At 70.7% G+C, this 13,458-nt stretch carries 9 protein-coding genes; 3 read left to right on the forward strand and 6 right to left on the reverse strand.

Translation table 11 applies throughout. The annotated features are described in order from the left end of the window. Positions 1 to 23: 23 nt before the first annotated feature. Genes V1258_RS14555 through V1258_RS14570 form a run of 4 tightly spaced genes read right to left on the reverse strand, consistent with a single transcriptional unit; the run spans position 24 to position 5,639 of the window. Positions 24 to 2,444: a TIM-barrel domain-containing protein gene (locus V1258_RS14555; RefSeq protein ID WP_329750353.1), complete on the reverse strand. Its 2,421-nt coding sequence runs from the start codon at positions 2,442 to 2,444 to the stop codon at positions 24 to 26. Positions 2,445 to 2,452: 8 nt separating this feature from the next. Next, the gene (locus V1258_RS14560) at positions 2,453 to 3,271 is read right to left on the reverse strand and encodes a carbohydrate ABC transporter permease (protein ID WP_329750354.1); all 819 of its coding nucleotides are present in this window, start codon (positions 3,269 to 3,271) and stop codon (positions 2,453 to 2,455) included. A 1-nt stretch (position 3,272) separates the two neighbouring features. Beyond that, positions 3,273 to 4,217, reverse strand: a complete 945-nt coding sequence (locus tag V1258_RS14565; RefSeq protein WP_329750355.1) for a carbohydrate ABC transporter permease — start codon at positions 4,215 to 4,217, stop codon at positions 3,273 to 3,275. Between the two features lie 45 nt (positions 4,218 to 4,262). Beyond that, positions 4,263 to 5,639, reverse strand: coding sequence for an ABC transporter substrate-binding protein (locus tag V1258_RS14570; RefSeq protein ID WP_329750356.1), 1,377 nt, complete (start codon positions 5,637 to 5,639; stop codon positions 4,263 to 4,265). A gap of 196 nt (positions 5,640 to 5,835) precedes the next feature. Here V1258_RS14570 and V1258_RS14575 point away from each other — a divergent pair, with 196 nt between their 5' ends. Then, complete coding sequence (locus V1258_RS14575) at positions 5,836 to 6,852, forward strand: LacI family DNA-binding transcriptional regulator (RefSeq protein WP_329750357.1); 1,017 nt, start codon at positions 5,836 to 5,838, stop codon at positions 6,850 to 6,852. A 173-nt stretch (positions 6,853 to 7,025) separates the two neighbouring features. Here V1258_RS14575 and V1258_RS14580 read toward each other — a convergent pair whose 3' ends face one another. Both V1258_RS14580 and V1258_RS14585 read right to left on the reverse strand, forming a co-directional pair. Further along, positions 7,026 to 8,795 carry a helicase gene (locus V1258_RS14580; RefSeq protein ID WP_329750358.1) on the reverse strand — a complete coding sequence of 590 codons (1,770 nt, stop codon included), beginning with the start codon at positions 8,793 to 8,795 and terminating at the stop codon, positions 7,026 to 7,028. Between the two features lie 28 nt (positions 8,796 to 8,823). Beyond that, a complete protein-coding gene (locus tag V1258_RS14585; protein WP_329750359.1) occupies positions 8,824 to 9,843 on the reverse strand; it encodes a helix-turn-helix domain-containing protein in 1,020 nt (339 codons plus the stop codon). Positions 9,844 to 9,934: 91 nt separating this feature from the next. Between V1258_RS14585 and V1258_RS14590 the strand changes: the two genes are divergently transcribed. Further along, positions 9,935 to 11,323 (forward strand): alpha-glucosidase/alpha-galactosidase, encoded by a 1,389-nt coding sequence (locus V1258_RS14590; RefSeq protein ID WP_329750360.1) that lies wholly within the window; start codon positions 9,935 to 9,937, stop codon positions 11,321 to 11,323. Positions 11,324 to 11,831: 508 nt separating this feature from the next. Next, the gene (locus tag V1258_RS14595) at positions 11,832 to 13,406 is read left to right on the forward strand and encodes a glycoside hydrolase family 68 protein (protein WP_329750361.1); all 1,575 of its coding nucleotides are present in this window, start codon (positions 11,832 to 11,834) and stop codon (positions 13,404 to 13,406) included. The last annotated feature ends 52 nt before the right edge of the window (positions 13,407 to 13,458 follow it).

The following is a 13,458-nucleotide window of genomic DNA, read 5'->3' on the forward strand; positions in this document are numbered from 1 at the left end:
GGCCAGGGTCCGGTGACCGCGGGTCACTCGGCGCCGAGGATCTCGGCGACGGCAGCGATCAGCGCGGGGGAGGGCCGGTCGTAGTCGTGGGTGATCGGGGCATGGCCTGTCGGCGCCGACCCGATCGCGCTCAGCTCCGCGAGCGCCCCCGCGCCCTCCCGCTGCACGGCCGCGAGGACCCGCTCCTTGAGCGCGAACCCGACCTGGGCGGCATGGAGGAGATCCTCGATCTGCGCCGTCCGGTCTGGTCCGCCGATCGTGGTGAAGCCCGCAGAGCGCAGCTCGATCTCCGCTCCCGCAGCAGGTGAGCCGAGGTCGAGGAGCGCGGCGGCGCCGTCGCGGCGCACCGACACCCCCGCCGCATCCCCGGAGAGATCCGCGAAGGCGTCGGCGTCGGCCCCGAGAACGCGCAGCACGAGACGCCGGCCGCCCAGCGCTCCGCCGCCGTCGCGGAGGCGGAGCACCCCGGCGGCGACGTCGACCTCCATCGACAGGCTGGTCCAGATCCCCTCCTCCGGCTCCTCCCAGAGGGTGAAGGCGCCGTCCGCCCCCACCGCCACCAGGATCTCCAGATCTGGACGGGTGGAGTCCGACCAGGGGTCCTCCGTCTCCGCGGCCAGGGGCAGGAAGCCGCCGGCGCGCAGCAGCACGGGGATCGAGGAGAGATCGCGATGCATGCGCACCGTGCGATCGCCCTGGTAGCTGAGACCGGTCGTGATGTCGGTCCAGCGGCCGGCGGGCAGGCGCACGTCCACACCCGCCCGGCCGGTGTCCGGCGCGGACGGGCAGGTGATCGGCGCGACCAGCAGCTCCGAGCCGAAGGAGTACTGGTCCAGCCGCTCGTACGCCTCCGGGGAGGGGTCCGTGAAGTAGCTCGGCTCTACGAGGGAGCGGCCCTCGAGATGCGCCCGACGGTTCATCGCATGCAGGTACGGCACGAGCCGGTGCCGCATCCGCAGATGCGCGGTCATGCTCGCCTCCGCCGCGGCGCCGAAGCGCCAGGGCTCCTTCCCTGCGAACGGGGAGTTGCTCGAATGGAGGCGCATGATCGGGGAGAACACCCCGAACTGGACCCAGCGGGCGGCGAGCTCGTCGTCGCGGTAGCCCTCCATGTGCCCGCCGATGTCATGGCTCCACCAGCCGTAGCCGATGTTCGCCCCGGCCGCCGTGAAGCGCGGCTGGAACGCGAGGGTCTCCCAGGTCGTCACCGAGTCGCCGGAGAATCCGACCGGGTAGCGGTGCGAGCCGGGGCCGGCATAGCGGGAGAAGGTCAGCGGTCGCCGCCCGTCCCGCCGGTTGTCCTCGAAGTGGCCGTGGTTCAGCACCCACAGCGGATCCAGCCCCGCCCGGCGCGAATACGGGCCGGACTGCCAGTCGATCCACCAGAAGTCCGTGCCGAGCTCCTCGAGGCCGCGATGCAGCACCTCGAAGTAGGCGTCCATGAAGGCGGGGTCCGAGGCGTCGAAGAGGATCGGCTCGCCGTCGGCCTCACGCCCCAGCGCTGCGCACATCGCCGGATATGCCTCCTCGAAGGCGCGCACCCCGTCGGCTGGATGGACGTTGAGCGTGACCGCGAGTCCGCGATCGTGCAGAGCCCGCTGGAACCGGGCCGGATCCGGGAACAGCTCCCGGTTCCAGGTGTAGCCGGTCCAGCCCGATCCGTACCGCGGATCCACGTCGGTGAGGTGCCAGTCCATGTCGATCACGGCGACCGACAGGGGGATCCGCTCATCCCGGAAGCGATCCATCAGGGCGAGATACGAGTCCTCGTCATAGCGGTGGAAGCGGCTCCACCAGGTACCGAGCGCGAAGCGCGGCAGGAGGGGCTGCGGCCCGCTCAGCGCGTGCAGGTCCGCGACGGCGCCGATGTGGTCGTGCCCGGCGGTGAAGACGTAGAGGTCCAGCGCCTCGGGCTCTGCGTCGCGGGGGACGAGGTGGCCGTCGGCGTCGAAGACCATCGAGCGGGAGTCGTCGATCACCGCGTAGCCGTGCCGGGAGTTCACGCCCGGCTCGAGGGGGATCGGACCGTCGGCCTCGTCGAGGGTCCGGGCGGCCCCGCCGAGGTTCCCGTCGAGCACGCGCACGCTCTCGCCGCGGCGTCGGCCCTCCTGATGCGCCGGCAGGGAGAGATCCTGGCCGTAGCGCCACACCGAGTGATACGCGGAGACCGCGCCGGTGACCTGGACCTGTAGGCCGTTCGTGCTGAACGGGCCCTCGTCGTACTCGAGCCGGTAGTGGTCCGAGACGACCACGAGGCGGCCGTGCTCCCGCGTGGCCCGGACGGGCTGCGGGGGCAGGTCCCGGCGGATCGCGAAGGTCGAGGGGCGGTCCTCGAAGCGACCTGTCGGGGACCATTCGAGGCGGACCACCCGCGGGGCCACCGGCGAGATGCGATAGGTGTCGCCGCGGATCGTGCCGTCCGCGGAGAGGAGGGAATCGGACATCGGTGGGGTCACCCCTTGACGGCTGCGCTCGCCGCACCGGCGATGAAGCGCTTCTGGAAGATCAGGTAGACAGCGAGGACCGGGACGATCGACAGCGTGGTCGCCGCGAAGAGCCCGCCGTAGTCCGTCGAGTAGCGGCCGCTGAAAGTGGTGAGGCCGACGGCGAGCACCTGGAGGGAGTCGTCGTCGATCATCAGATAGGGCCACAGGTAGTCCTCCCACACCCAGAGGAACTGGAAGATCGCGAGCGCGCTGATGGAGTTGGTGCTCATCGGCAGCACGATCCGGTGGAAGATGTACAGCTCCGAGGCGCCGTCCATGCGGGCGGCCTCGAGGATCTCGTCGGGGATCGAGTCCATCGACTGCTTCATCATGAAGATGCCGAAGCCGCTGAACACCGCGGGGATGATGAGCGAGGCCCAGGTCCCCTTGAGGCCGACGTCGGCGAACATCGTGTAGCGCGGGATGATCGTCACCGCCCACGGGATCATCATCGTCGCGAGGATGAAGCCGAACAGCAGGCCCCGCCCGCGGAAGACGTACTTCCCGAGCACATAGCCGGCGAGCACGCTGGTGTAGATCGAGATGGCCGTGATGGTGACGGCGAGGATCACCGAGTTCGAGAACAGCCGCAGGAAGTCGAAGTTCTCCTGGATGGTCAGGAAGTTCTCGAGGGTCCACTCGCGCGGCAGCAGCGACTGGTCCAGCGCACGGATCTCGCTGTTGGGCTTGAAGGCGCTCAGCAGCATCCAGACGAACGGGAACACGGTGATCACGCCGATGATCAGCAGCCCGGCGTGCAGCAGGAGCGAGGGCAGGCGTCGCATGTCAGGCCTCCGTCCGGACGGTGCGGGAGGAGCCGGGGCGGCGGATCCGCATCCCGGTCGCCGCGAAGGAGAGCAGGGTCAGCACGGCCGTCACCACGAACAGAGCGAAGGCGACCGCGGAGGCGTAGCCGAAGTTGTACTTCACGAACGCCTCGTCGTAGATCAGGTACGAGAGCAGGAACGTGGAGGAGCCGGGCCCGCCCTTGGTCAGCACGAGCACCTGGATGAACGCCTGCAGGTACGAGATCAGCGAGGTGATGACGACGAAGATCGTCATCGGCCGCAGCAGCGGGAAGGTGATGCGGCGGAAGCGCTGCCAGGCGTTCGCGCCGTCCATCTGCGCCGCCTCCATGACGTCCTCGGGGAGCGAGTAGAGCCCGGCGAGGAAGAGGATCACGGCGTAGCCGAAGTCCTTCCAGATCGTCATCAGCATGATCGCGGGGAGGGCGAAGGAGGTGTCGAACAGCCAGTTGACGTCCAGCCCGAAGATCGCGTTGATCGCGCCGACCTGCGGGTCGTACATCATCTTCCACACGTAGGCGACGGCGACCAGTGGCGTCACCGTCGGCATGTAGAACAGGGCCCGGAAGAAGGTCTTGAAGCGCGTGGCCCGCGAGAAGATCGCGAGTGCGAGGGCCAGGCCGATGACCACGCGGGCCACGATCACGACCACGCCGAAGGCGGTGGTGTTGGTGATCGACTGCAGCAGGCGCGGGTCCTGGACCATGCGCACGTAGTTGTCGAGGCCGACGGGGTCGTAGACCCCGCTGAGCGGGTTCCAGTTGTGGAAGCTGCCGGCGAAGGCGATCCCGACGGGGATCACCAGCAGCAGAAGGTTGAACGCGATGAGCGCGAGGACCACGGTGTTGCGGATCGAGGCCTCGCCCTTGTAGACGATCCTCCTCCGGCGCCGGGTGCGCGGGGCGGGGGCGGTGGTGGTGTGCATGGCTCCTCCGCGGGGCCCGGCAGCTGTGCCGGGCCCCGCGTCCGATCAGTTCGAGGGCTGGTAGAAGGCGTACTTGTCCTCGACGGCGGTGAAGTCGAGGGACGCCAGATCGGTCTCGATCGTGGCCTGGGCGGTCGCGATCGCCTCGGCCGGGTCGACTCCGTTGTAGAGGACGTCCTCCCAGAGGGTGGTCGAGCTGGTCTCGAAGGTCGCGGGCATCGGGCCGGGCCAGATGTAGCGCTCGAGGCCGTCCGCGAGGGAGGCCAGCTGCGGGTCCGCCATGACATCCGCGTCCTCGGCGAGGGGGCCGTACATCGGGAACACGTGGTAGTTCAGGCACAGCTCCTTGAGGTTCTCCCGGCTGGTCAGGAAGAACGCGAGGAAGTCCTGGGCGACGGCCTTCGCGGCGTCGTCGGCGCCCGCGTTGATGCCGATGGTGGACTCGCCGTTGTAGCGGTCCAGCGCGTACGGCTCGGCGGAGGCATCCGGGACCGGGGTCGGGAACGTCGCGTACTTCAGATCCGGGAAGTCCGCGGCGAGGGTGCCGCCGAGGTGGGTCCAGGAGTAGACCATCGCGGACTGGCCCTGACCGAAGGAGTCGCCGGCCGCCGTGCCGAAGTCCTTGGAGCCGACGCGGTCGGTGTCGTAGAGGCTCTGGAAACGGGCGACGACCTCGGCCAGCGCAGCGGTGTCGAAGGTCGGGGTGACCTGGTCCTCGGCGAAGAGGTTCTGGCCCAGCTGGTACGGCATGCCCGGCGTGAAGGCGCTGAACTGGCCGTTGAAGTTGAAGCCGGCCTGGGTGAAGGAGTCGCCCTCGGCGATGGTGAGCTTCTTCGCGACCTCGCGCAGCTCGTCCCAGGTGGTGGGGATGTCCGCGTCGGTGAGGCCCGCGGCCGCCCACATGTCGGTGTTGTAGTAGATGACGCCGGACATGAGCCCGTAATCGACGTAGTAGACCTTGCCGTCGATCTCGTGGGCGTCGACCGCCTGGTAGTCCGTCTTGAGAGCGTCGAGGTCGACGCCGTAGGGCTCGAGATAGGGCAGCAGGTTCGCGTGGTAGCTGTTGTGGATGTTGAAGATCGCCGGGTTGCCGCTGTCCTTCAGCGCGAGGGGCAGCTTGGTCCAGTAGTCCTCCCACGGCTGCTTCACGATCGAGATCTCGACGTTGGTGTGGATCGCGGAGTACGCCTCGGCGAACTTCCCGAAGATCGCATCGCCGTCCCACAGCCACCACTCGAGCGAGATCGGCTCGCCGTCGTTGACGAGGTGATTCGGGTCGTAGGTGAGCGTGGCGCCCTGGACGGCGTGGCCGCTGGGGGCGGTCTCGAGCTTCTCGGGGCCGCTCGAGGAGCAGGCCGAGAGGCCTGCGGTGCCGACGAGGCCGAGGGCGGCCGTCGACAGGAGGGAACGTCGGCTGAACATGGTCCACCATCCTTGCTAGGTGTTCAGTGCGGGGGCATGCGAAATAGAGGGTTCTGCGCCTGGCCTGCGACAATGGTTAGGTTTAGCGCTAAACTCCGGATAGAGTAGCGCAGGTGACCGGGACCGGCAAGGGCCTTCGGGAGAACTGCCGAGACGGCAGTGGAGAGAACAGTTGAGAGACACGGGGAGAGGCGACATGACCACACTCGCGGACGTGGCCAAGGCGGCCGGGGTCAGCACGATGACGGTGTCCAACGTCCTCGCCGGGCGGACGCACAAGGTCAGCGAGGCCACGGCGCAGCGGGTGCGCGAGGCGGTCGAGGCGACGGGATACGTGCCCAGCGGCGCGGCCCGAGCCCTCTCGCGGCGGCGCTCGCGGATCGTCGCGCTCGTGGTCAACGGGGACGGCAGCGCCATGACGTCCACGCACGACGCCCGCTACGTCGGCGAACTGTCCCGGCTCCTCCAGGCGCGCGGCTACGTCTCGATGATGACCCCGGCCACCGATCTGCAGGCCACGGTCGCGAGCCTGCGCTCCTGGAACGTGGAGGGCGCGATCGTCATCAACACCCTCGGCACCCAGGTCGAGGCGCTGCTCGACGCCCATAACGTGCCGATGCTCTTCTCCGACAACTACGCCGAGATCGACGGGACCCTGACCGTGCGCACCGCCGATGCGGAGGGCGGGCGCCTCGCGGCCGAACACCTCCTCGCCCGGGGGCATCGCTCGGCGATCTTCCTCGGCCCGCTCCGCGACGTGGTCAGCGTCGACGACGAGCGGTGGCGCGGGTTCCGTGAGGCCTTCGAGGTGGCGGGGGTCACGGCATCTGCCCCCGTCGGCATCAGCCAGACGACCGTCGCCTCCGGAGTTGCGGCGGCCGCCCGGATCGCGGTCCTCGACCCCCTGCCCACCGCGGTGTTCTGCTCGGCCGACGATCTCGCCGCAGGTCTCCTGCGCGGGCTCACCGCGGCGGGGCTGCGCGTCCCGGAGGACGTGTCCGTGATCGGCTTCGACGGCTTCGCCATCTCGCAGGTGACGACGCCCGTGCTCACCACGATCGGGCAGGACATGAGCGCCAAGGCCGAGCAAAGCGTCGCGCTGCTCCTCGCGGCCCTCGAGGACGGGGTGGAGGCCGCCGCGGCGAAGCACCCCGAGCCGGTCCCCGTGCGCCTCATCGAGGGGGAGTCCGTGGGGCCGCCGGCGGCGCGCTGATCTGGGGCGGACTTCACTCCGGTCCCGTCTGGTCTCGCTGCCCCGCCCCAGTTCGTCACGCCCGACCCGTCCGCCGGTCCTGGAACTCCGCGCCCTGCGTGACCTGAGGGCCTGTGGGGCGTGGAGGTCACGCCTGGCGCGGAGTTTCAGCAAGGGCGGGCCCCGTCCGCCCATCACCCCTCGGTCAACGCCCCCGTCGGCAGCCAGTCCGCGCCGAGCAGCTGCGCGACGTCCTCGAGGCTCTCGGTGTCGCCGCCCACGGTGTCGGAGGCTGCGGCGATCCGCTCCACCATCACCTTGCTGACCTGCTCCTCGACCGTGTCCTGGGCGTAGGCGATGTACCAGGGGGAGACCTGGTGGTCGCGGTGGGTGCGGCCGGTGACCTGTCGGCCAGCGATGCCCGAGAAGCGCGCCTGGTGGAAGATCCCGACGCGCGGCGCGGTGCTCGCCTGCCCGCCGCCCTCGAGGGTCTCGCCGGCATGCAGGCTGATCGAGGCGACGGTCGTGAACACGCACACGGGTGCCTTCCCCGTCTGGAATCGCAGCCGCTCGGCCTCGACGTCGAAGCGGCCCTGGCCGTAGATCGTGGCGACCTCGATCCCGGTAGCCCGCAGTCGGTCGACGATGGGATCGGCCGCGGTGCCGACGAACTCGACCGAGCAGGCCACCTGCCGCTCGGCCTCGACCTGCTGCGCGATCCACTGCACCGTCGAGTCGACGCGCAGCAGCCCGGCCTTCTGCCGGAAGCGCAGCAGCGCCGCCCGGCCCTTCGCGGTGTTCCGTCCGCGTCTCGCGAGGTCCATCTCGCGGCAGAACTCGCCCCAGTCCGCCTCGTAGGCCTCCCGCTCCGCCGGGGTCAGCGCGACCGGCAGGCCCGAGATCGGCACCGGCCCCCACGGCGCGGCGCGATGCAGCATCGCGGGCGGTTCCGACTCCGCGAGCCAGCTGCGCACGCGGGCGAGGTCCTCCGCCCGACGGGTCGCGTCGGCGGTCCAGGTCGGACCGTAGCGGCCCTTCTCGAGGGCGATCCCGTGCCGTTCGAGGGCGGCCGCGAAGTCGCCCGCGGGATCCTTCGCCGAGGTCCAGGCGGTCATCGGTTCGTCCTGCACCTGCGCGTAGGCGGGCGCGAGATAGGGCAGCTCGAGCGGGGTGTGCCCGGGCGTCGCGGTGGTCGCGATGACGAACGGCGCGTCGTCGTGGCGCTTCCCGTGCCCGGAGATCTTCGCCCAGAGCTTCCAGCGCTTCGTGGAGGTGCGCCGCAGGGCGTGGGCCTCGTCGGCGATGATCACGTCCCAGTCGTGGCCCGCGACCTTCTCCAGCCGGTCCCAGGTGATCACCACCCAGTCCAGGCCGCTGTCGCCGAGGGCGGTGATGGTGCGGCACCAGTGGCCGATGGTGATGGCGGCGGGCCGGTCGGCGACGACCAGCACCCGCTCCGCGCCGCGCAGGTCGCCGACGGCGCTCGCCCCCAGCACCGCCGAGATGGTCTTGCCGACGCCCGGCTCGTCGGCCAGCAGGAACAGGCGCCCGCCCGCGGCGGCCCGCGCGGCGATCGCGTCGGCCGCCTCGTACTGGAGCCGGCGCGGTTCGAGATCCTCCGCCGGGCCGGGGACCGGTGCGGGCGCGCCGGGGTTGAGATCGTTCTCGAGGAACCGTCCCAGCGTGTGCGGCCCGGGGGAGTAGGGCGCGAGATGCGCGGGCAGGGTGCGGCCGACGTGCAGGTGCATCCGCACCGCCGGATGCCACGACGCCCCCTCGACCCGCGTCCCGTACGGCACGTCCAGCACGAACAGCCGCTCGCCGGGGCCGACGAAGGGCAGCTCCCTGTGTGCGGAGCTCGAGCCGCGACGTCGCGAGTGGCTGCGGCGTCGACGGGTGCTGGAGCGGCGGGAGGTGGGCACCCGGCGACGATAGCCGGGGTCGACGACGATCGGTGCGAGCACGCGCGGTCGAGGAGCCGGCCGCCCGCGGTCACCGCCCCTGCCGCCGGTACTCCCGCGGCGTCATCCCGCACGCCGCGGTGACATGCTCGTAGAAGCTCGAGAGCGAGCCGAAACCCGCGGCGGAAGCGATCTCCGCGGTGGTCATCGAGGTGGTCAGCAGCAGGCGCTGTGCCTCGGCGACCCGGCACATCGTCACGTACTCGCCGAGCGTCACCCCGACGGTGCGGCGGAACACAGTCATCGCGTGCGACGGCGTGAGATGCGCGGCGGCGGCGATGTCGGCGATGGTCAGGGTCTCGCGATGGTGCTCCCGCACGTGCTGCGCCATCGCGGAGACGTGGCGCAGCCGAGCCGTCGGCGCGGAGCCGATGGGGGAGCCGGTGCGAGGGCTGCCCTGGGCGCCGGCCTCGGGGCCGGCGGGGGCGCTGCCGATGGGGGCGCCGCCGACGGTCGGGTCCGCCGGATGCCCCGGCCGGATGCCCGCGCGGAGTATCCGCCGCACCGCCGCGCGGATCTCGAGCTCGGCGAGGTCCAGCGGGGCCGGGGCGAGCGCACCGCCCCCGGTGTCGTCGGGCGTCGTCGGCCCCGCGTAACCCGTCGGCGGCGCGGAGACCGTCGGCCCTGCGGACCCGGGCACCTCGTGCACCCACTGTTGCGCGAGCAGCGCCGTGCGCGCCGCGAGCTCCGGCGCGCGCACCACGAGCGGCCGCCCGCTCAGCAGCGGCGCGGTCTCCGCCTCCGGCAACCCCCAGGCGAGCACCGTCGCGAAGGGCACGTGCATCCACAGCGTGTCGCCGGGCCGCGAGTCGACCAGGCCATGGGGCTGCGCCGCCCAGAACACCGCGATCTCCCCTGCGCGCACCGTGAGCGGCCGGCCCGCGAGGAGGTACTGCAGCTGCCCATCGAGGACCACGTTGATCTCGACGTCGTCGTGCCGGTGCATCGAGAGCATGCGCGGCGGGGAACCGCGGCGGATCCACAGCCCCGCCCGCTCCTCGTCGACCCGAGCATCGAGCCCGAACCCCGGGACCACCGTCGCGCTCGTCATCCCCGCACCGTAGCGGGGGATCGCAGGATCCTGGAAGAGCGGGGGAGGAATCCGGGAGACCTCCGGCTCTGTGCGCCCCTAGCGTGACACCATGACGACGACGTTCCTCAAGACCCCCAAGATCACCCTCATCGGCGCGGGCGGATTCGTGTTCCCGTTCCGGCTGATCGGCGACATCCTCTCCTTCCCCGCGCTGCGCGAGGCGACCCTGACGCTGATGGACGTGAACCCCGACAAGCTCGGCCCGGTCGCCGCCGCGACCCGCGAACTCGTCGCCCACCACGGCTTCGGCGCCACGGTCGAGGAGACCACCGACCGCCGCGCGGCCCTCGACGGCGCCGACATCGTGATCATCACCTTCCAGGTGGGCGGGGTGGAGTCCTACCGCCACGACGTCGAGATCCCGCGGAAGTACGGGATCGACCAGACGGTCGGTGACACCGTCGGCCCCGGCGGCGTGTTCCGCTTCCTGCGCTCGGTGACCGCGTACGACGAGATCGCGGCCGACGCCCTCGAGGTGTGCCCGGACGCGACCTTCATCAACTACGCGAACCCCATGGCGATGGCGACCGCGTACCTGAACGCGAAGGGGCTGCGCACCGTGGGCCTGTGCCACAGCGTCCAGGGCACCACCCGCATGCTCGCCCGCACCCTCGGCGTCCCCTACGAGGAGGTGTCATACCGCTGCGCCGGCATCAACCACCAGGCCTGGATCCTCGAGTTCATGCACGGCCAGGAGGACCTCTACCCGCGGCTGCGCGAGGTCATGTCCGCCAAGCACCGGCGCGGGCGCGGGGCCGACGGGCTCGCCGGCGACGACGGCGACCACTCCGAGGCCGCGGAGGAAGCGAGCACCTACGAGGGCGGCAACGAGCAGGTCCGCACCGCGATCATGAACGCCTTCGGCTACTTCCAGACCGAGTCCAGCCACCACGCCTCCGAGTACCTGCCCTACTTCCGCAAGACCCCCGAGCTGGTCGAGGAGTACATCCCCGAGCGCTGGGACTACTACGAGATCTGCGCGGCCCACGACGACCAGGGCGACATCGACGCGCAGCTCGAGAAGCTCAAGGCCGAGCTGGCGCCCAGCGTCGAGTACGGGGCGAGCATCGTGAACTCGATCGTCACCGGCACGCCGAGCGTCGTGCACGGCAACGTCCCCAACGCCGGGGCGCTGATCCAGAACCTCCCGGCCGACGCCTGCGTGGAGGTGCCCTGCCTCGTCGACGCCCGCGGCGTGCAGCCCACCGCGATCGGCGAGCTGCCCCCGCAGCTCGCGGCCGTGAACCGCACCAACGTCAATGTGCAGACCCTCGCCGTGCGCGCCGCGCTCACCGGGGACCTCGAGAACGTCTTCCACGCGGTGGCGCTCGACCCGCTGACCGCCGCGCTGCTCACCCTCGAGGACGCCCGCGCCATGACCGAGGAGCTCCTCGCCGCCCACGCCGACCGGCTGCCGGAGCGGCTGCGGGCGGGGTGAGCGGGCGGGTCGGGGGTTCTGTTCCTGCGCCCCCAGAACCGCTGCACTCTGGGGCGAATCCGAGCCGGATTCTGCCGAGTCTGCAGGGGTTGCGGGGCGAATGGGAGGGCATTGCCCCGAGTCTGCACGTCGTACGGGACGGGGCGGGACGATGTCCGCGGGGTCGCGGGTCGGCGCGCGGTGGGCCGGTCTGCGGCTGACCGAGGACCGGTGCGCCGCGTCGCCGACGATCCCGGAGCGGGCACCCCGTGAGACCTCCGTCATGTCGCGACGGAGCCCTCGGGATCGTTCACATCTCCCCGCTCACATGGCTCTGACCTGTACTGACGCCCTACAGCGCACAGCCTCCCTTAAGGGGTTGAGCGATCCTGTGGTCGCCGTCACGGCCGTTTGACGCGCCTGCTTCAGCACGTGTCACGGTCGATTCCGACGAGCGCCGGCGGTCGATGGCGGCTCGTCCGCCTCGGCACCGGCAACCGTCTCCCGAATCCCCGACCCAGGAGTAGACGTGTCCCGTCACACCACCCCCCTGAACCCCACCCGCCGTGGCTTCGGCGCCCTTGCGCTGGGTGCGCTGGCCGCCGCCGGCACCTCCTCGGCGCTGGGCACCTCCGCGGCCCAGGCAGCCCCCGCCGCGCCGGACGCTCCCGCCGCCCCCACCGGTGACGGCCCCCAGCCCACCCCGCACACCCAGCAGGCCTACGACCCGATCACCAGTGACTTCCACGCCCGCTGGACCCGTGCGGATGCCCGCCAGATCATGCGCACCCAGAACGACACGACCGTCGAGCGCGGCGAGAACTCCATGCCCGAGTCGATCACCATGCCGGAGATCCCCAGGGACTTCCCGATCATGACCGACGAGGTGTGGGTCTGGGACACCTGGTCGCTGACCGACGAGCACTCCAACCAGATGAGCTACAAGGGCTGGGACGTCATCTTCTCCCTCGTCGCCCCGCGCGACATCCCCTTCGACGAGCGCCACTGGAGCGCCCGCATCGGCTACTTCACCCGTCCCTCCAGCGCCGAGCCCGACGAGGCCTGGACCTACGGCGGCTACCTCTTCGAGGACGAGACCTCCCTGTCCAACACCGAGTGGTCCGGCTCCGCCCGCCTGATGCAGGGCAACAAGGTGCGCGTGTTCTACACCGCGACCACCTTCGGCGAGAAGCGTCCCGGCACCGACGGCAAGCCCGCCGTTCTCGCGACCGTGCTCGGCAAGATCAAGGCCACCAAGAAGGGCGTGAGCTTCTCCGACTTCGGCGAGCACGTCGAGATCGCGGAGCCCGACGGCACCTGGTACCAGACCCAGGAGCAGAACCCGTACTTCTCCTTCCGCGACCCCTTCACCTTCGAGGACCCCGCCCACCCCGGCGTGACCTTCATGCTCTTCGAGGGCTGCGGAGCGGGCGTGCCCGGCACCGCGGAGACCGACGCGACCGAGGAGGACCTCGGCTACGTCGACGGCGACCCCTTCGCGGAGACCGTCGACGAGGTCAACGCCAAGGGCGTCCAGTGGCAGCGCGGCAACATCGGCCTCGCCTGGGCGGACTCCAAGGACCTCACCTCCTGGACCATGCTCCCCCCGATCCTCACCGCCTACGGCGTGAACGACCAGACCGAGCGTCCGCAGATGATCATCGAGGACGGGAAGTACTTCCTGTTCACGATCTCCCACCAGTTCACCTACGCGGCGGACCTCCGCGGCCCCGACGGCGTCTACGGCTTCGTCGGCGACGGCATCCGCTCCGACTTCCAGCCGCTGAACTCCTCCGGCGTGGTGCTGGGCAGTCCGGTGGACCTGAACCTCCCGGCCGACGCCCCTGAGTCGCCCACCGAGGGTCAGAACCCGCGCCAGTTCCAGGCGTACTCGCACTACATCCAGCCCGGCGGCCTGGTCCAGTCCTTCATCGACAACGTCGAGGGCCGCCGCGGCGGGACCCTCTCGCCCACGGTGAAGGTGGACGTGGACGGTGCCACCGCGACCTCTGCGGTGGACTACTCCTTCGGCGACGACGGCCTGGGCCCGTACGCCTACATCCCCACCAATAAGCGAAAGGGCGGGGTCGGTCACTACAAGTGATCGGCGGCCTGCGCCGGGAGCCCCGGGCCTGATGGCCCCTGGGTCTGATGGC

Source organism: Brachybacterium sp. J153 (assembly GCF_036311905.1).
GTDB lineage: Bacteria > Actinomycetota > Actinomycetes > Actinomycetales > Dermabacteraceae > Brachybacterium.